Raw genomic sequence first — 18,444 nt, forward strand, 5'->3', positions numbered from 1 at the left:
AAAGGGCATTGTAATTGTTAAAACTGTCACAAAAGTAACAATGCAAATCACAAAAAGCAAAACAAATAAAAATCTGACGTATCCCGACGTTGAGATATTCCCCTTGAATTGCATAAAAAGACTTAAATCAGGTATCAGTAACATTAACTTTATTTTTAGTAATCAGATGATCATGAGAAATAACAAGTTGATTCACCTATTTACAACAGCAAAAATTTTGACAATTGCTGCTATTGTGAAGCTGGATTGGGAATATTTTCTCTAATCTTTAAAAATCTCCCAGCTTGTGCTTCATCATCCAGATTAAAAATCAGGTTAATTGTTTTTCCAGAAGAAAATTACGGTTAACAAATTAGATTATATATGGCAATTAAAGTCCAGAGTTTTATGAGTAGTCAAACCACACCAGTAGACTTTCCAGTTACTTACTTAGAAAGCGCAGTAATCTTGCAAGTTCCAGTGAGGTTAACTGTGCTTGAGGCCGTCAGTTTTAAGCAAACTTGCCAAAACTTAATTGCAGCGGATTTACCACCAGGGCAAATTTTTATTGATTTCCAAAATACTACTTTTATGGATAGTAGTGGTTTAGGTTCTCTAGTCAGCAACTTTAAAAATTCTCAAGAAAAGGGAATCAAAGTAACACTGCGTCATGTTACACCCCAAGTCATGGCAGTTTTAAATCTGACAGGGCTAGATCAGGTGTTTCCCATTGAGTCTCTTCACAACCTCACACTAATAGCCACAGATAACTTTACAAACTCAGGAAAAAATACTTCTCGCAAAGTAGATCCACTTCCTCAAACTCATAATTCCGTGGCATCTTGGATGAAACGGCTGATTGATATTGTGGGATCATTAGTTGGTTTAGTAATTACATTTATTTTGTTTATTCCCATAGTAATCGCCATTCAAATTGACGATCCTGGTCCAATTTTCTTTAGGCAAACTCGTTGTGGTTGGATGGGTAAGCGGTTTGCAATTTGGAAATTTCGGTCTATGTGTGTAGATGCAGAAGCTAGAAAATCCCAAATCAAAAATCAAGTCGAAGGCGCTTTCTTTAAAAATGATAATGATCCCAGAATTACTAAAGTAGGTAACTTTTTACGCCGTACCAGTTTGGATGAACTACCTCAATTTTGGAACGTTCTCAAAGGGGAAATGAGTTTAGTCGGGACTCGACCACCCACACCTGATGAAGTAGAACGCTACGAAGTCCCCGAATGGCAACGTTTAGACGTTAAACCTGGTATGACTGGTGAATGGCAAGTTAACGGCCGCTCTAAAGTTCGGAGTTTTGAAGATGTGATTCGGTTAGATTTACAGTATCAGCAAAATTGGACTTTAGTTTACGATTTAAAGTTAATTTTCAAAACCATCACTATTTTGTTTAATAAAAACAGTGGGGCTGTTTAGCCACTGCTAAACGTCAGCATTCAGCTAATACCTGACGACTGAGCTACTAAACTAAATTCACCAGGTTAAAACATTCAATTTACCCAAGTTACAAATCGGCTTGGGTTTATTTTTATGAAAGGAACAGGGAAACTAAGCTATCTACCAGGGGTGAGGCTGAAAACCTGGCTTGGGGGCTAATTTTCCGCGTCTGTTCCCCATTCCCCATTCCCTATTCCCTTGGTTGATAAAGTGATCAACTGTAGAATATGTTACTATTCAAAAAAACCTATTCACACAATTGCAGTTCAGCTATTTTGAGATATTTGTAAGCAAGTTGAATAAGTAGTGGCAACAGAAAAAACGCACATGAGGTTGAATGACTGAATCTTTCCCCCGAAATTTACCATTGACAATAAACCCTGTGAGCAGACCTAAAACTGACACAGAAGCTACGAGTAAAAATTTAGCTTTAACTATTGCTGAGGCAGCTTTAGACCGCAAAGCAGTAGAAATTATCTTGCTCAATGTGGCAGAGATTTCTTCCCTCGCGGATTACTTTGTGATGATGACTGGTTATTCTAAGGTGCAAGTTAGGGCGATCGCTGACGCAATTCAAGGACAAGTTGAAATTGACTGGCAACGACGACCCATCAGAACAGAAGGCAAAGCCGAAGGAACTTGGGTACTACAAGATTATGGTGATGTCATCGTCCATATCATGATGCCAAGAGAACGGGAGTTTTATAATTTAGAAGCGTTCTGGGGACACGCGGAACGTATTTCCCTACCAAACGCCGAGAATGTTGGGAGTTAACCGATATGATGCGATCCTCCCTTGAGAATTGCCCAGTTCCTACAGAACAACAACCACTGAATGAGTACGAAGAATTAAAAAATGCCTGGCTATTTCGAGATAGTATCTTAAGCTGGGCTAACTTCACCAAGAAAATTTTTTGGATCTGGGCTTGGTCTTGGTTAGTAGCCGGACCTGTGGCAGCAGCCAGTTTTTCTCCCCAAAAGCAGATTTTTAATTTTCTCCTTTGTGGATCTGGTGCTGCTAGTATAAGTATAGTGCTAGTATTAGTCCGGTTATATTTAGGTTGGTTCTATGTGCGCGATCGCCTTTATAGTCCCACCGTATTCTACGAAGAATCTGGTTGGTACGACGGACACACTTGGACAAAACCCCAAGAAGTCATCAGCCGTGATCGCTTAATTGTTACCTACGAAATCAAACCCATCTTCCAACGCTTGCAAATTACCTTTGCCGCCTTGGCTCTTACGTATCTTATTGGTACTATAGTTTGGCATTTCTTGTAAATAGTCAGTGGTCATTAGTCATTAGTAAAACAACTGACAACTGACAACTGACAACTGTACGGGCGAAGCATTTGGAGAACTATTTTTGGCAATGATCGATAATTTATCTTCCAAATGCTTCGCCCCTACTGACCACTGACAACTGTACGGGCGAAGCATTTGGAGAACTATTTTTGGCAATGACCGATAATTTATCTTCCAAATGCTTCGCCCCTACTGACCACTGACCACTGACAATTCACAAAATAGATATAAACCCATGACAATGGGAAAACGAACTCAAGCCGCAGCACTAGAAGTCCGGTTGCTGCGTGAAGGCATTATCGAATCTCGGCATATAGTTCAGGCTGTAGTTAGTGATGACCGGGGACGGGTACTTTCCGTTGCTGGTAACGCTGAAACCGCCGCATTTGTCCGTTCTGCCCTCAAACCATTTCAAGCACTGGCTATCACCAGCACAGGCACATTAGAACGTTATGGTTTGAGCGATAAAGACTTAGCAATTATCACCAGTTCCCACAAAGGCAGTATGGAACAGGTGAGACAGGTATTTAACATCCTGTGGCGAGCAGATATTGACATCAATGCCCTGCACTGCCCAATTCCTCAAGGTAAGAGTAGTGCTTTAGAATACAACTGTTCTGGTAAACACGCCGGAATGTTAGCTGTTTGTCAGCAACGCCATTGGCCGTTAACTAACTATTTGGATCGTAAACACCCAGTCCAACAGTTAATTATCACCAAAGTAGCAGAATTGCTGCGAATGCCAGCAGCAGAATTTCTGACCGCCCATGATGACTGTGGCGCACCCACATATCTGATGCAACTCAGTCAAATGGCCTCTTTATATGCTGTATTAGCTTCCAGCAATAGCGTGGATATGGAGCGAATTGTCCGAGCCATGAATCATCATCCCACAATGGTGGCGGGTGTTGGAGAATTCGATACAGAATTGATGCGCTTAACTCCTGGTGAACTGGTGAGTAAATCTGGAGCAGAAGGGGTACAGTGCATTGGCCGACTTGGTGAAGGCATGGGATTAGCTATCAAAGTCATGGATGGCTCAACACGCGCTAAATATGCCGTAGCTATTCACATCCTCCAACAAATGGGTTGGATTAGTCCCAGTATTGCCCAAAGCCTCTCTGAAAAGTTTATGAACCTGGGGAAATACAAACGTTTGGAAGTAATTGGAGAATTATCGCTTTTGTAGTTGACAAACTTTTGACTTCGCGCTATATTAAAGGAGTCGAGAGAAAAGCGACAAAAGCGACGCGGGATAGAGCAGCCTGGTAGCTCGTCGGGCTCATAACCCGAAGGTCAGTGGTTCAAATCCACTTCCCGCCACCAAATAAAAAATAAGTCCCTGTAATTTTTAAAGATTACGGGGACTTGTTTTATGTGTTGGGTTGACCCAGGGAAAGCCAAAAAAATCCTTGATCATGTTGGGCTAGGAGTTGCTCAATCAAACCTGTATTTGTTTAAGGGGACGTAGAAACCCCATCTTCAACGAAGTAAGATGGGGTAGTTCATCTTGTTTACTCCTCTGCCTCCAATCCTGCCAACTCCAGTTCTAGTTGTTGTTCTTTCTCTGGAATTGCCAAAATTTGGGGCAGTTGTTCGATTTGAAAATACTGATGAAATTTTGGGGTTATTTGCAGAGCAAAGGAGCGAGAATCACTCTCTCGGCGTTTGCGAACAAAACCAGATTCTACTAATTCTTGAACGTGCTGATAAGCTCCTGAACCCCGTAAATTAATCAATTCGCTTTGTAATATGGGATTATGGAGGGCGATCGCTGCTAATGTCCGTAAAGCCCCCACACCAAATTCTACTGGTATTATAGCTTGCACTAAATCATGGAATTCCGAACGCAGTTGTAAACTATAACCATGTTCAGTTTCTACGACTTCTAAAGCTGTATCTCGACGGGAATAATTCTCAATTAGTTCGATAATTCCTTCTTCTGCTGTGAAGCGATCACACTTCGCATATTCAGCAATTTCACTTAGAGATAAGGGTTTACCCTTTAAATAAAGAATTGCTTCTATTTTGCCGGCTACAGGTATATTCTTGGGCATTAATCAGTTGTTAGTTGTCAGTAGGGGCGAAGCATTTGGAAGATAAATTATCGATCATTGCCAAAAATAGTTCTCCAAATGCTTCGCCCGTACAGTGGTCAGTGGCTGAAAATTTTCACCTATTTTATATAACTAAGTATAAATTCAGCGATCGCTAAATCTTGAGGAGTCGTAATTTTCAAATTAGTCTCTTCCCCAGGAACTATTCTCACTTCAATACCGCATTTTTCAAACAAAGCCGCATCATCAGTCACTTCCCAACCTTGACGGACACCTTCAGCATGGCACTGTTTTAACAATTTGACATCGAACCCTTGGGGAGTTTGGGCAGCCCAAAGCTGTTTACGCTCTGGTGTGTTTTTAATTATATCATTGTCGTCAACGACTTTAATCGTATCTTTAACAGGTACAGCCGCAATTAAACCAGAACAATGCAAAATTGCCTCAGAACAAGCATTAAATAAATCTGGTGTTGCCAAACAACGAGCACCATCATGAATTAAAACTTGTCCTGCATTAGTTGGCAATGCCTGTAAACCATTGTAAACCGACTCTTGACGGGTAGAACCACCAGGAATGAATACTATTGTTTTTTTCAGCTTTAAGTCAGCGATAATAGACTTGAAGTCATCCCAATCTGGAGGTTGAGAAACAATTCCGATCCAACTAATAGAACTTGCAGCTTCTGCGGCTAACAAAGTCCAAGCAATCAAGGGTTTTGAACGTACCTGTAATAAAAGTTTATTACGATCAGCACCCATTCTTTTGCCACTTCCGGCTGCGGGAATTAGTAAATGCACAACTTTTCCTTAATCTTTAATTAAATAAATTCAAAATACCCATCGTTGAAAATAACTTCACCAGCAAAATTCTCAATACCTATATTCTCCTAAAATATAAAACAATAACCGTTAATAAATATTATGCGTGTAGTAGCCCTGGTCCCTGGTTCAATTGATAACCAAATTCTTTTTTTTGCCACTCTTGATGATCTGAAGCGTTATTATCCCGACGCGCAGATAGATGTGATTGTAGAACCCCAGTCAAAGGCCGCTTACCGAGTCAGCAAGTCAGTTCATGATGTATTAACCTTTGATTACAAAGATCGTAATAGTTTAGCTGATTGGGGTAACTTAGTTGGTATGATCCGTGATCGTGAGTATGATGTCGCTATTATTGTCGGACAAAGTTGGTGGGTAGGTTTGTTAATGTGGTTGACGGGAATTCCCACACGCATTGGCTACCAAGGACAAGGTGCGGTTTTTCTCACTAACCCTATTCCTCCCAATTTATCCGAGTATGTGGCAAAAATGTACCATAATTTACTCAAACCTTTGAAAATTAATACTCCTTGTCCAGCATTATCAGTAAATGTGCCTAAAGTAGATATTGAATGGGCGCAAGCAGAACAAAAACGCTTAGGAGTGAATGAAACAGGTTTTATTCTCATCAATGCTGGTGAAGGTAGCCTAGATACAACTTATCCCGTAGAAAATTGGCAACAAATTATTGCAGCTTGTCAACAAAAACAGCCAGATTTACCTGTTGTTGTCATTAAAGAAGCAAATAATGAGCCTTTAGTCAGATCGCTTTTAGAACATTGTCAGAATATTAAAGTTACTTCTCCCGATGATATTGGTAAGTTAACTGCCATAATTGCCGGTGCTAGTTTAATGGTATCTGTAGAAAATAGCTTCTTGCAATTAAGTATAGCAGTAGAAACATATACAATTACTTTGTTAGATTCTATAGATTCAGAAAAATTATTACCTATAAGCGAGAAAGTATTAGCTATTACTTCATCAACTGGGAAAATAGCAGATATCTCACCCCAAATAGTGTTAGAAAAAATTTGGGGAGGCTGAGTATTAATTTTAGATTTTGGATTTTAGATTGAAAAAAAATATCCAATCTAAAATCATAAATTCCATTGTTTAGGAATTAGTTTTTTCAATCATTTCAAAGAAAGCATCATCTAATTCATAACCCAGAATTTGCGCTAAAGATTTGAGTCGAGATGGACTAGCAATATCTTGTTTGTGCAACCAATCACTTAAAATAAAGATTTTGTGCATCAGAAATATTTCTAAAGCTTCGGGGTTATACTGGATACCTTCTTTAGAACTAAACTGATGAGGTACTAACATAGCTGCATACCGAGCTAGTTCTCCTGCTTTCCAGTCTAGTAAAAATGGCAACCAAGGATACTTGGCATCAAGACGCACAAACCACAGTCTGACTTCGGGAATTTCCGATAGTTCCCGTGGATCATTTGCTTCCCGCTCAAACTGAATTTCCAGACGCAGTTGCTGTTCATGGGCAGAAATGCTTCCCTGTTGCAGCAATGGTTCAATCACCGTTAAGGCAGGTGACACATCTAAACTATAAATAGAGTTGTTGTTGAGGGTGATTGTGATTGTCATGAACTGATAGCTACTTACTCAACAGTGTTGAGAATCTACAGTAGCAGCTTTTTTACCTCTTTAGGTAGACATTTAGCCGAATTTTAAGATAAAGTTGTTATGAGTTTGTTTTAGATTAAGAAAATGATAAGTTAGCAAACAGCCAAAATTTTCCTCGAATTTTGCCTAAGCAAGTTCTATCATGAGGATATTTTGAATTGATTTATCCCCAATTCCTAGAATTTACAACCTGAAATATGTACAAGCAAGGGATTTATCCTAAACCTATTTGTTCTTTACAAGATGCTTTGGATAGGTGTAAAATGTTAGGGATGCGTGTCAGTCGTCAACGGCGCTTTGTTTTGGAATTGCTTTGGCAAGCGAAGGAACACCTTTCTGCTAGGGAGATTTATGATCGACTGAATCAAGAAGGTAAGGAAATTGGCCATACTTCGGTATATCAAAATCTAGAAGCTTTATCTAGCCAAAATATTATAGAGTGTATTGAACATGGGGAAGGGCGATTATATGGCAATAATAGTAATTCCCATAGTCATGTTAACTGTATAGATACAAATCAAATTTTAGATGTGCATATAGAATTACCTGAAGATTTGTTACGTCAAGTGGAAGCACAAACAGGAATAAAGATTTCTGAATATACTATTAACTTTTATGGTTATCGTGACAAAGTAAGTGATTAGGAATTAAAAATTTAAACTAGCCTAAAAAATCAGGAATCAACTTTCTTGTAAAAATGAGCGATCGCCTTGTACAATTCTTATTAATTGACCCAGATCCAATTTTCCGTTTAGGACTCAAGGTAACACTGGAAGCTATTCCTAATTTACAAGTAGTAGCAGATGTTGCCACAGATACTGCCGCTTTGCAGGTTTTAGCGGAAATACTAACTGGAAATTCTCGGCAAATTAAATTAATTATTTTAGAATTAGATAATGAGCAAATAGGGTTAAAATTCTGTAAACAACTCAAAGCTTTATATCCCCATATACCTATATTACTTTTAAGTTCAAAATCTCAACCAGAAATGCTCATTGCTGCCAAAGAAATCGGGATAAATGGCTATTGTCCTAAAGGGATATCAATTTCTCAATTAGTCCCTATTATTCAAGAAGTAGCTAATGGTGGTGATTACTGGTTTGCAGATTCAGTAATTGTTAATTATCCCTTCCCATTTGCTAAGTTGCGAAATAACTTACAAAATTCGGGAATTAATAATATTGATCAAGCCCTTGATAAAGTTACAGAACAATTAAAATTGCCGGGAATAACTCTATTAAATAAAGCAATTTTAGCAGGACAACGACGCGAACTTTTAGCGGCTCGGTGGGTTGTTAATCACTTATTGACAGCAGAGAAGGAAAGACAAAGACTATCACAAGAAAACCAATTACCGTCCTTAGATATTTTTCCCAATCAGACTATTATTAAATCAGATCTACGACCATTTATAAACGTACCACCGATAGTTAGTTCTCAACAACTGCAATCTGAATTATTGACTTTAGGTTTAAATAAACTCAAATTTCCTTTAGATAATCTTACTAATACACCTTTAGAAATTGATATTCTTCGAGAGAATAAAAAGCGAGAGTTACTTTATATTATTCTTCAGCAATTTTTTAAGCAGTTGGAAGAAGTCCGGGCTTTTAATTTTGATAAGAATCAGCTATTTAATTTACAAAGCCAGATTTTACTAGACTTATGGCAATTTACTATTACGGAGTTTTTTGGAAATTATTCCCGAATTATTTTAGATAAACAAGAAATAAGTTTGGTTAAATTTTTATTAGATAAAACCACAGATTCGCAAACAGAAATTATCAATAAAGTTCCATTTCTATTTGAATTATTGACTTATCTACTATTATTAACAGATTTATGTATTGATAACGTTTCTTATCCAGCAGGAACGCAAGAATCTCAATCTCAAGCATTATCAATTTTAGAAAATTTATTGATTCACATAGCTAATGCTGTAATTCAACCATTACTAAATAATTTAGCAGACGAAGAAAGTATTAAACAAAATTTTTATCATTGGCACATGATTTCCACCAGAGAAATTGAGAAATTTAGAAATAACTTATCTTGGAAATATCAATTACATCAATATATAACTGAAGCGCAAACAATTTTTGAAAGTCGCTATGAATTATTTATTTTTGCCCCTCGGGGAATTTCTAAAATATCAATTTATGCTCCTCGAAATCAAGAATTAGCTCAACTTTCTGGAATTCCTTTAGGGGTAACATTAATACTAGAATTTCGGGATGCTATTTCTCCCCGCATACAATCATTAGTAGGCTTTTTAGGAACTGGAATTGTTTTTGTTCTCACTCAAGTAATTGGCCGAGGTTTAGGTTTAGTTGGGAGGGGAATTTTACAGGGAATTGGTAGTGTCTCTTTAACGGAAAAGGGACAACGGAAGAATAAGTAATTGGTAATTGGTAATTGGTAATTGGTAATTGGTAATTGGTAATTGGTAATTGGTAATTGGTAATTGGTAATTGGTAATTGGTAATTGGTAATTGGTAATTGGTAATTGGTAATTGGTAATTGGTAATTGGTAATTGGTAATTGGTAATTGGTAATTGGTAATTGGTAATTGGTAATTGGTAATTGGTAATTGGTAATTGGTAATTGGTAATTGGTAATTGGTAATTGGTAATTGTAATTGGTAATTGGTAATTGGTAATTGGTAATTGGTAATTGGTAATTGGTAATTGGTAATTGGTAATTGGTAATTGGTAATTGGTAATTGGTAATTGGTAATTGGTAATTGGTAATTGGTAATTGGTAATTGGTAATTGGATTAAAAGCCTTTTCATTAATTACGAATAATATACATCGGGAAGTGCTGTACTATAAATTCCAATCACGACGATAATTGAAAAAACCTAATAACAACTCTTGTAAAGCACGGTTTTTATTAATTCTGTGTCTATTCCATTCTCTGGCTGTTTCCATGATAATTTCGGAATAACTGGGATAAATAGGTGATAATTTTGCTAAATGCTGAATTTTAATATTTTGTGATATTGCTAAACTAATTAAATTAATTAATTCTCCTGCTGCTATTCCTAAAATAGAACATCCTAAAATTTTTCCATTTTCCAAAACTACTAATTTACAAATACCTGTAATTTCTCCTTGTATTTGTGGGGCTGTAGCTGTTTTGAAATATTGCTTAAAAACTAAAATTTGCTTTTGAGAATATCGGTTTCGCGCTTGTTTTTCTGTTAAACCAACTTGTGCCACTTTAGGTTGAGAATATATTCCCCAAGGAACAGATTCATAATTAACTTTTAGTCTGGGAAAAAATAAAGCATTTTCTATGGCAATATTAGCTTCATAATTACCAATATTCTGAATATCATAACCACCTAATATATCACCACAGGCATAAATTCGCTGGTTGGTAGTTTGTAATTTTTCATTGACAACCAAGCGGTGTTGATGCAATTTTACTCCTACGGCTGGTAAATTCAGATATTCTAGGTTTGGTTGCTGTCCAATTCCAATAAAAATTTCGTCGGTTTCAATGGCTTGATTTCCGGCTTGTACCCATTTTTTATTGTCTATATGTCGGATTTGGGTGACTTGGGTTTGTGTTAAAACCCGCACACCATCAACTTCTAATTGTGCTGTTAATAATTGGGCTATTTCTAAATCAAGATTAGGCAGAATTTGAGAATTTTTAACTATTAATGTAACTTGACAACCGAATCTGGCTAAAAATTGAGCAATTTCTATACTTTGAGGAACACCACCAATAATTACCCAATTTTCGGGTAATGTTGTTGTTTCTAAAGATTGCCAAATATTAGCTAAAGTCAGATATTTAATAGTATCTAATCCTGAAATATTGGGAATTAAGGGACGAGAACCATTAGCGAGTAAATAGGTGCGACTATATAACTGTCTTTCATTAACTGTAAAACTTAATTTAGGAGAAGATTGAAATTGACCATTACCAACAATAATATCAACACCTTGGGCAGCTAAGTTAGAAAGAGAATTTATTTGATTCAGATTTTTAGCAACGGCATTTGCATAAAACAATCCTTTTTTTAAATTTAAAAATTCTGGATTTAAGTGAATATTTTTGTCAAAAATTCCTAGATTTGCTAAATTATAAGATTGCTGAGTAATTTGACTAATTTCACTAAGTATGTATTGATAACTTGAATTATAGTGATCAGAAAAATCCGCGCTCACAATCAAGGCAACTTTAGCGTGTAACTGAGTGGCACTTAAAGCGGCATGGTATCCAGCAATACTGCCACCAATAATAACGATATCGTAATCAATATTGGGCATGGGGCATTGGGCATTGGGCATTGGGCATTGGGCATTGGGCATTGGGCAGTTGTTCGTTGTTCGTTGTTCGTTGTTCGTTGTCACCCATTAAGTTTTATTCTTCCTTCTTCCTTCTTCCTCCTGATAGCGAAGCGTGGCGTTAGCCATACTCCTGACTCCTGACTCCTGACTCCTTCTTATAAGTGCTGTTAATAGGCGTTGGTTATCAGACTGGGTACGGACTGCGACGCGAAAAAAGCGATCGCCTAATTCCTTAAAGCTTAAACAATCACGAATTAAAATCTGGTGTTGCTGAAGTAGTTGCTGTTGTAGCTGGGAAGTGGATTGTTGAGATTCTACCAATAAGTAGTTAACAGTGCCTTCGAGCGGGGTTAAACCGGGAATTGAAGCTACACCTTGAAATAGTTGGTTTCTCGCCTCTGGTAGCCATTTCCAGGTGAGATTTTGGAATTCTGTATCTTGGAGGGCGGCGATCGCTGCGGCTGCTGCTAAAGTATTTACAGGCCAAGGATCTCGCCATAATTTCCATTTTGCCAAACGGTCGGGGTGAGCGATCGCATATCCTAATCTTAGCCCTGGTAAACTGTAAAATTTGGTGAGCGATCGTAAAATCACCAAATTCTCGTATTCCTGCACCAAGCCAATTAAACTTTGTTCAGTTTCCGGTGGCAAAAAATCCATAAACGCTTCATCTATCACCACCAAAGCAAACTTTTCCAAATACGGTAAAACAGACTCCCGTGAAAATAACTTTCCCGTTGGATTATGGGGATTATTCAGCAGTAACCCAAAATCTGAAGTCTCAAGTCCTAAATCTGGCAATAGAGAAATATTCCCCTTCCCTATGCCTAAATCCACAGGAAACTCCAGAACTTTAGCGTTATTAGCCGCAAGAGTGCGGTAATAGTCACCAAACGCTGGAGTTAGTAACACTGTTGCTGCTAATTGTCCCAATTCTCTACCCACCAGAGTTAATAATTCTGCTGAACCATTACCTGGCAAAATCCACTCAGTAGGTATTTGATGAAAATGACTCAGAGCAAGTCTCAATTCACCATACTCTGGGTCAGGATAATTCCTCAGATTGCCCAGTTGGGACACAATTGCAGCAATAACGCTGTTTGGTGGTCCCAACGGGCTGATACTGGCGGAAAAATCCACAATAGCATCAGGGGAACAGCCAGCCAGTGCTGCTGCCCAAGCTAAATTTCCCCCGTGTGCTTGTTGTGGCATCAAAAATATCTTTCCTCTAGAAGAACTTACTCTTTTGGCTCTTTTGGGGGTGCTACTCTTTCTCTAAACAGTTTCCCAGCGGAGAAAGCGGGAACTCTGGTAGCGGGAATGTCCATTTTTTCGTTGGTTTTGGGGTTGCGCCCTTCACGGGCTTTGCGTTCCCGTGATTCAAAAGAACCAAATCCTACCAATGTTACCTTATCACCGGAAGAAACCGCTTCCACAATGGTTTCGATGGCAGCACTCAAAACAGCATCAGCCTGTTTCTTGGTAACACTAGCCTTTTCTGCTACCGCATCAACTAATTCGCCCTTGTTCATATCAAACTCCTAAAGTTTTGCTAGAGATTATTTCAAGATGCACCATGACTGCATCTTTACGTAAATTTCCGTTTGTAGAAATACAAAAATCGTTCCTTGAGAGTATTTACACTCAAAATCGCTACAAATACGATTGACTCGACTTTTCAATGAATCATTCTAAAGCGTTGTCGCCCTAAGTGGATAAATGAAACTATTAATTTATATAGATTTCAGGATTTTTTTTGTTTTTTTACCTCTTTACTGTATTCAAAGTACCCTATTTTTAGGAATGAATACTTAGTGGTCAGTTGTTAGTAGGGGCGAAGCATTTGGAAGATAAATTATCGCTCATTGCCAAAAATAGTTCTCCAAATGCTTCGCCCGTACAGTCAGCATTTGGAAGATAAATTATCGCTCATTGCCAAAAATAGTTCTCCAAATGCTTCGCCCGTACAGTCAGCATTTGGAAGATAAATTATCGCTCATTGCCAAAAATAGTTCTCCAAATAGACATCTCCGGTAATTAAATGTGCGTGGTTTGAAACCCTTGTAGAGACGTTCTATAGAACGTCTCTACATTCATTTTCACCAGAGGTCTAATGCTTCCCCCGTACAGTGGTCAGTTGTCAGTTGTCAATTTTCCCCTGCTCCCTGCCCCCTGCTCTCTGCGTGTATTGATGACTTGATGACTTTGCCTCTGGCTTTAAGGACTCTGCGAAGTCGGTCAGCACTCAAGTAAACTTGTCGCTCAGATGCTAGTTTTTTGGCTAGTTGTTTAGAGTTGTAAGTTTGGGGTTCTTCAATTAGACAGTTTTCTAGATACTCTAAATCATTTTCTGAATAACGGGGTTTTCCTCCTCGCCCTGGAGCATCCCATAATCCTGCTAAACTCATCTTTTCCCAACGGTGTAAGGTTTGACGGACTGTAGAAACTGCCCAGTTTAAACCTTGAGCAATTTCCTCGTTTTTTAATCCCCTAGCGTTCAACAGTAGAACTTGAGCGCGATCTTTTGTTCGTTGAGGAGCGTCTTTAGACCTTCTTAACTCTTCTAGCGTTAACTTTTCTTGATCAGTTAAAACAACTCTCAGTCGGCATCCCATAGGACTGTTATTTTGATTAATGTATTTGGTATCTGACGTGGGTTTCCAGATGGATATTTTTAATTACAGTACATAGTAACAAATGATTTGTATGTATTATCAAAAATCTATTGGCTTCAGTGTAGCCCTATAACAGTTAAGTAAGTAGACGAAAATAATTTCATGACTAAGTATTGTGACGCTATACAACAATACCTTTACCAAATTGAAAAAATCTTTAATTCGTAGGTTGGATTGATGTTAATTTTTGGTTGAAGCGAAAAAAAAGGTTTGGTCATATTACCAAACCTCCATAATTGCTGTGCTTAACAACGTACATAATTAATTTAGTGCTAATCTAGCCACATAGCATCTTCCTATGGAATGTGTACAAATTCCTCTAAATGTGATATACCATGGCAACAACACATATTGACATCATAAATAGGAATTCATAAAATTTTACCAACTACTTTAAATACAAAAAAGACCTGGGGTTAGCCAAGCCTTTATATATACCAGGTGTTTACCATATATAGCTACTTTAAACCTTATATTATTCTTATTCATCTTCCTATAAGGTGTGTACAAATTTCTCTAAATGTGATATTGCCGATGTCTATCTTGGTTTTTTACTAAAAATTTGATAGGGTAGGTCAAAAGACCTACCCTACAGCTATTCTTTCAAAACTGTCTTGGATGCCATTCTTGTCTTTTTGCGGTCAGCTTCCGATAGTTCTTCACCTGCTTGTAAGCGAGTTGCCGAAACTTGTAACACCGTGGCTGCACAGGTGTCACCGATTTGTAAGGCGGTATTAGCAGCAGTTTGTAACATTGTAACAGCACCAAGGCGATCGCCTAATTCTAATTTTGCCTCAGCCAATTGAGTTTGCCGATATTTAGCCAAAAGCAGAATCGAGTTTAGCACCTGGGAATTGAGAGCAGGTTCATAACTTTTCGTAAAATTAGCATATATTGGCACTAAGGGAGAAAGTAAACCCTGTTTATTCAGCGATGGGTCATCATAGCGAATTTGGATATGACCAATAACTTGTTTCCCTTCTGGCAATTGTCCCAGATAAATATTCGCTAAAACTACCCGTTCGGTATCCTTCATCAAGTCCCCTAACCGCACCATTAAAGTCCCATTAGCATCGGTTTCTACTGGTAATTCAATGGTATCTGGCGCAACTTGGGCGACTGGTTTGAGTTCCGCGAGACGCACAACCGGCACTAAGGATAGAAGTAAATGGGCATTTGTTAATCCCACTGACTGCACCCGTCGAAACAGCCGCGCAAATTGAGTTACAGCTTGTTCCGGGTTCTCGATATAAGCGAGAGTCCCACCCCCAGCATCAGCAATTTTTTCCAATAAATCTGGATTCCAGTCATCACCAAAACCCAGAGTGTTAATTGTCAGATTGAGTTTGGCGGCTTTTTGGGCAAGTTGCAAACACCGTTTATTGTCATTTGGTCCAATTTGCCATTTCCAAATCTGTAAACCGTTATCCCCATGGCCATCTGTCAGTAAGAAGGCTTGGGAAACCGCGCCTTTTGTGCCTTTGAGTAGTTCTGTAATGCCGAGAGATAAACCTTCGGCAATGACAGTACCACCACCAGCCTTCAGCTTGGCTTTGAGTTGGGTTTTGATGCTTTCAATATCTTGGACGATTTGGTTGGGGATAATGACCCCAGACGAGCCAGCAAAACCGATAACGGATATCCTGTCACCAGCTTTTAATTGATCCAATAATTGTTCAACTGCTTGAATGACGATATTCATGGGTTCACCAGACATAGAACCACTTTGATCGAGAATCAAGCAGAGATTTAAGGGTAAATTTTGTTCAAGTTCAGAAGGCATAGCGGAAATGGAAATTGAGAGTTGTCGTTGATTGCTTTGTTGGGCAGCATCAACGTTAGTATCATTTAGAGCCGATGTTAGTTGAACTTTCATTGGGGGGAAGCATCTTGCAAAACAGTTTTTGAGACAATTCTGGTTTTTTTGCGATCGCTTTCTGATAACTCTTCCCCAGCTTGTAAGCGGGTGGCGGAAACTTGCAATACCGTTGCCGCACTAGCATCTCCCATTTGCAGAGCAGTTTTTGCCGCAGTTTGTAACATCGTTGCTGCCCCAGCCCGATCACCCTGCTGTAATTTCGTTTCGGCTAACTGGGTTTGGCGATATTTGGCTAAAGCTAAAACCGACTGTTGTACCTGGGGATTTGGTGTTGGTTGGTATTCCCTGGTGACATGAGCATAAATTGGTAGATTGGGGGAGTGTAGCCCGATTTGGTTATGGGCGGGGTCATCGTAGCGGACTTGAACATTAGCGATCGCCTGTTTACCTTCTGGCAACTGTCCCACATAAATATTAACTAAAACTACCCGTTCTCCGTCTTTCATTAAATCGCCCAATCTCACCACCAAGCGCCCATCGCTTTCGGGTTGTACTGGTAATTCAATGGTATCTGGGGAAACTTGGGCAATGGGTTTGAGTTCTGCCAGTCGGACATTAGGCATTAAAGATAATAATAGTTGAGCGTTAGTCAACCCCACTGTTTGCATTCGACTAAATAAGCGACCAAATTCCGATACAGCCTGATCTGGGTGTTGAATATAAGACAACGTACCCATACCAGCATCAGCGATTTTTTCTAAAACCTTATCATTCCAATTGTCACCAAATCCCAATGTATTTAGAGTCAAATTATAGTTGGCGGCTAATTGGGCAAATTTCAAACAGCGATCGTTATCACCATGTTCATTTTCCCCATCAGTCAGTAAAAATGCTTGGGAAACGGTATCATGTTTACCCTTGGCTAACTCCTCAATTCCTAAACGTAAACCCTCATCAATAGCAGTTCCCCCATCAGCGGTGAGTTGTTTAATTTGCTTTTTAATCTGTTGGCGATCTGTAATTAACTGATTGGGGACTAAAACCTTGGCACGGTGGTCAAAAACAACTACACTGAGACGATCTTCAGGACTCAGACGATCTACTAATAAACAGGCGGCATTTTTCACGGTTTCCAGGGATTTCCCTTGCATTGAACCGCTATGATCGAGAATTAAGCATAAGTTCAAGGGTACAGTCCGATCTATAGTTTCACCACCAGCAGAAACGGAAACTACTAATTGACGTTGAGTGCTAGTTTGATTTGCATCTATACCAGCATCATTGAGCGCTAGTTGTAAATTAACTTTCATAATTTCAATTTCCTATCTAGTTTAGACAGATACAATTTTACAGATAACTTCAAACCGCATCCTCTATACTACGGAAAATAAGTTAATTTAGAGGATGTTTGAAAAGTTTTGAATGTATAGACTGACCCCTCTCCAAACCTCTCCCCTGCAAGGGGAGAGGCTTTAAAACCCCCATTCCCTTGCAGGGAAGGGGGGTAGGGGGGTTAGGTTTTTGGAGATTACGGGTTTGATATAATACTTTTCAAACAACCTCTTAGATGATGTTTGAAAAGTGGTATTCCGTAATTTTCATCACATTGCTACCCCCCTTAGTCCCCCCTTGTAAAGGGGAGAAACAATAAAAATCCAGTTCCCTCCCCTTTACAAGGGGAGGGTTAGGGTGGGGTAAAAAATATTTGATACATCAACCATAACTTTTCAAACAACCTCTTAGGAGTCACAGGCTGAGAATCACTGGAATAAAAGCCTTAACTTTCCCTAAAACAGAGACTGAAATATGAACAAATAAACATGAAAATTGATAGAATTTAATTATTCAAAAAGTAATTTTTCAGGGTTTCTGCTAAAGTAAAAGGAGATTCTTTAGGAAAGAAGTTTAATTTAATTCCTGTTTCTTCAGATGCTTTTAAACGAGCTTTTTCATAACAATCTGCAAATATTTCTATAAGTAGAGGTTGCAAACTAGGACTATCTTCTAATAATAATTCAATACAAATACGTTGCTCTGTAATCGTACTGCGCCAGCTTTCACTACGTTTTTCAGGTTGATATTGCCATTTTAGTAAGTGCATTAATAGCACAATTAAACGGCTCTTTAACTCCCGTTTTTCACTTTTTCCCATGCTTTCAATTTCTTCTATCAGATTTGCTAAATCAATTTCTGCAAATTTCCCTGCTTTTAATTGTTTAGATATGGTTTCTATCCACAGATAAAAATCTTGGTCGTAAAGATTATCATTGGTAATGACTGTTGGTTGATGTGTTGTCATAATGATTTCTAACCTCCTGCAATAATCTTATCAGTAAATCATTCTATTGTTTCTCTTTCTTCATAATTCACCTTGATGCTAAATATAG

General features: G+C 38.5%; 20 protein-coding genes and 1 tRNA gene. 9 read left to right on the forward strand and 12 right to left on the reverse strand.

Translation table 11 applies throughout. The features are described 5' to 3' along the window. Window positions 1-363 precede the first annotated feature (363 nt). The 3 genes from BMF77_RS18165 to BMF77_RS18175 all read left to right on the forward strand — a co-directional run bounded on the left by BMF77_RS18165 (window position 364) and on the right by BMF77_RS18175 (window position 2,715). Window positions 364-1,413: a sugar transferase gene (locus tag BMF77_RS18165; protein ID WP_148764755.1), complete on the forward strand. Its 1,050-nt coding sequence runs from the start codon at window positions 364-366 to the stop codon at window positions 1,411-1,413. A gap of 358 nt (window positions 1,414-1,771) precedes the next feature. Beyond that, window positions 1,772-2,209 carry a ribosome silencing factor gene (gene rsfS, locus BMF77_RS18170; RefSeq protein WP_148764757.1) on the forward strand — a complete coding sequence of 146 codons (438 nt, stop codon included), beginning with the start codon at window positions 1,772-1,774 and terminating at the stop codon, window positions 2,207-2,209. A gap of 5 nt (window positions 2,210-2,214) precedes the next feature. Further along, window positions 2,215-2,715 (forward strand): CGLD27 family protein, encoded by a 501-nt coding sequence (locus tag BMF77_RS18175; protein WP_148764759.1) that lies wholly within the window; start codon window positions 2,215-2,217, stop codon window positions 2,713-2,715. A gap of 21 nt (window positions 2,716-2,736) precedes the next feature. On the opposite strand, the gene BMF77_RS28065 is transcribed toward BMF77_RS18175, so the two are convergent. Then, a complete protein-coding gene (locus BMF77_RS28065; protein ID WP_246862954.1) occupies window positions 2,737-2,874 on the reverse strand; it encodes a hypothetical protein in 138 nt (45 codons plus the stop codon). Window positions 2,875-2,974: 100 nt separating this feature from the next. Between BMF77_RS28065 and BMF77_RS18185 the strand changes: the two genes are divergently transcribed. Together BMF77_RS18185 and BMF77_RS18190 are read left to right on the forward strand one after the other, a co-directional pair. After that, entirely contained in the window at window positions 2,975-3,928 is a 954-nt protein-coding gene (locus BMF77_RS18185; RefSeq protein ID WP_015080638.1) for an asparaginase, read from the forward strand. 60 nt (window positions 3,929-3,988) lie between these two features. Continuing rightward, a tRNA-Met gene (locus tag BMF77_RS18190) sits at window positions 3,989-4,065 on the forward strand. A 188-nt stretch (window positions 4,066-4,253) separates the two neighbouring features. On the opposite strand, the gene scpB is transcribed toward BMF77_RS18190, so the two are convergent. Further along, complete coding sequence (scpB, locus tag BMF77_RS18195; protein ID WP_148764761.1) at window positions 4,254-4,796, reverse strand: SMC-Scp complex subunit ScpB; 543 nt, start codon at window positions 4,794-4,796, stop codon at window positions 4,254-4,256. 14 nt (window positions 4,797-4,810) lie between these two features. Between scpB and BMF77_RS26855 the strand changes: the two genes are divergently transcribed. Further along, window positions 4,811-4,954, forward strand: coding sequence for a hypothetical protein (locus tag BMF77_RS26855; protein WP_168204459.1), 144 nt, complete (start codon window positions 4,811-4,813; stop codon window positions 4,952-4,954). Here the strand turns inward: BMF77_RS26855 and ispD are convergent. After that, complete coding sequence (gene ispD / locus BMF77_RS18200; RefSeq protein WP_148764763.1) at window positions 4,916-5,596, reverse strand: 2-C-methyl-D-erythritol 4-phosphate cytidylyltransferase; 681 nt, start codon at window positions 5,594-5,596, stop codon at window positions 4,916-4,918. The two genes, BMF77_RS26855 and ispD, sit on opposite strands and share 39 nt — an antisense overlap. A 123-nt stretch (window positions 5,597-5,719) precedes the next feature. Here ispD and BMF77_RS18205 point away from each other — a divergent pair, with 123 nt between their 5' ends. Continuing rightward, window positions 5,720-6,661: a glycosyltransferase family 9 protein gene (locus tag BMF77_RS18205; RefSeq protein WP_148764765.1), complete on the forward strand. Its 942-nt coding sequence runs from the start codon at window positions 5,720-5,722 to the stop codon at window positions 6,659-6,661. A gap of 69 nt (window positions 6,662-6,730) precedes the next feature. Here BMF77_RS18205 and BMF77_RS18210 read toward each other — a convergent pair whose 3' ends face one another. Beyond that, window positions 6,731-7,219: a CRR6 family NdhI maturation factor gene (locus BMF77_RS18210; RefSeq protein WP_148764766.1), complete on the reverse strand. Its 489-nt coding sequence runs from the start codon at window positions 7,217-7,219 to the stop codon at window positions 6,731-6,733. Between the two features lie 236 nt (window positions 7,220-7,455). On the opposite strand from BMF77_RS18210, the gene BMF77_RS18215 reads away from it, so the two are divergent. Together BMF77_RS18215 and BMF77_RS18220 are read left to right on the forward strand one after the other, a co-directional pair. Continuing rightward, window positions 7,456-7,902: a Fur family transcriptional regulator gene (locus BMF77_RS18215; protein ID WP_148764768.1), complete on the forward strand. Its 447-nt coding sequence runs from the start codon at window positions 7,456-7,458 to the stop codon at window positions 7,900-7,902. Window positions 7,903-7,955: 53 nt separating this feature from the next. Beyond that, entirely contained in the window at window positions 7,956-9,659 is a 1,704-nt protein-coding gene (locus BMF77_RS18220; protein WP_148764770.1) for a DUF3685 domain-containing protein, read from the forward strand. On the opposite strand, the gene BMF77_RS28070 is transcribed toward BMF77_RS18220, so the two are convergent. The 8 genes from BMF77_RS28070 to BMF77_RS18270 form a co-directional block, all read right to left on the reverse strand. Beyond that, window positions 9,556-10,050, reverse strand: a complete 495-nt coding sequence (locus BMF77_RS28070) for a hypothetical protein (RefSeq protein WP_168204364.1) — start codon at window positions 10,048-10,050, stop codon at window positions 9,556-9,558. The genes BMF77_RS18220 and BMF77_RS28070 overlap by 104 nt on opposite strands. A gap of 34 nt (window positions 10,051-10,084) precedes the next feature. Continuing rightward, window positions 10,085-11,584: an NAD(P)/FAD-dependent oxidoreductase gene (locus BMF77_RS18230; RefSeq protein WP_246862955.1), complete on the reverse strand. Its 1,500-nt coding sequence runs from the start codon at window positions 11,582-11,584 to the stop codon at window positions 10,085-10,087. Window positions 11,585-11,629: 45 nt separating this feature from the next. Further along, window positions 11,630-12,775, reverse strand: coding sequence for a threonine-phosphate decarboxylase CobD (gene cobD, locus BMF77_RS18235; protein ID WP_148764772.1), 1,146 nt, complete (start codon window positions 12,773-12,775; stop codon window positions 11,630-11,632). Window positions 12,776-12,801: 26 nt separating this feature from the next. Then, window positions 12,802-13,095 carry an HU family DNA-binding protein gene (locus tag BMF77_RS18240; protein WP_015083119.1) on the reverse strand — a complete coding sequence of 98 codons (294 nt, stop codon included), beginning with the start codon at window positions 13,093-13,095 and terminating at the stop codon, window positions 12,802-12,804. Window positions 13,096-13,710: 615 nt separating this feature from the next. Further along, window positions 13,711-14,178 (reverse strand): helix-turn-helix domain-containing protein, encoded by a 468-nt coding sequence (locus BMF77_RS18250; RefSeq protein WP_148764774.1) that lies wholly within the window; start codon window positions 14,176-14,178, stop codon window positions 13,711-13,713. 655 nt (window positions 14,179-14,833) lie between these two features. Further along, window positions 14,834-16,114 (reverse strand): VWA domain-containing protein, encoded by a 1,281-nt coding sequence (locus tag BMF77_RS18255; RefSeq protein WP_148764776.1) that lies wholly within the window; start codon window positions 16,112-16,114, stop codon window positions 14,834-14,836. Continuing rightward, entirely contained in the window at window positions 16,111-17,367 is a 1,257-nt protein-coding gene (locus BMF77_RS18260) for a VWA domain-containing protein (protein ID WP_148764778.1), read from the reverse strand. Before BMF77_RS18260 ends, BMF77_RS18255 begins: the two co-directional genes overlap by 4 nt. A 527-nt stretch (window positions 17,368-17,894) precedes the next feature. Then, a complete protein-coding gene (locus BMF77_RS18270) occupies window positions 17,895-18,356 on the reverse strand; it encodes a DUF29 domain-containing protein (RefSeq protein ID WP_148764780.1) in 462 nt (153 codons plus the stop codon). Window positions 18,357-18,444: the final 88 nt, after the last annotated feature.

This window comes from Dolichospermum sp. UHCC 0315A (genome assembly GCF_008121535.1).
Lineage (GTDB): Bacteria > Cyanobacteriota > Cyanobacteriia > Cyanobacteriales > Nostocaceae > Dolichospermum > Dolichospermum lemmermannii.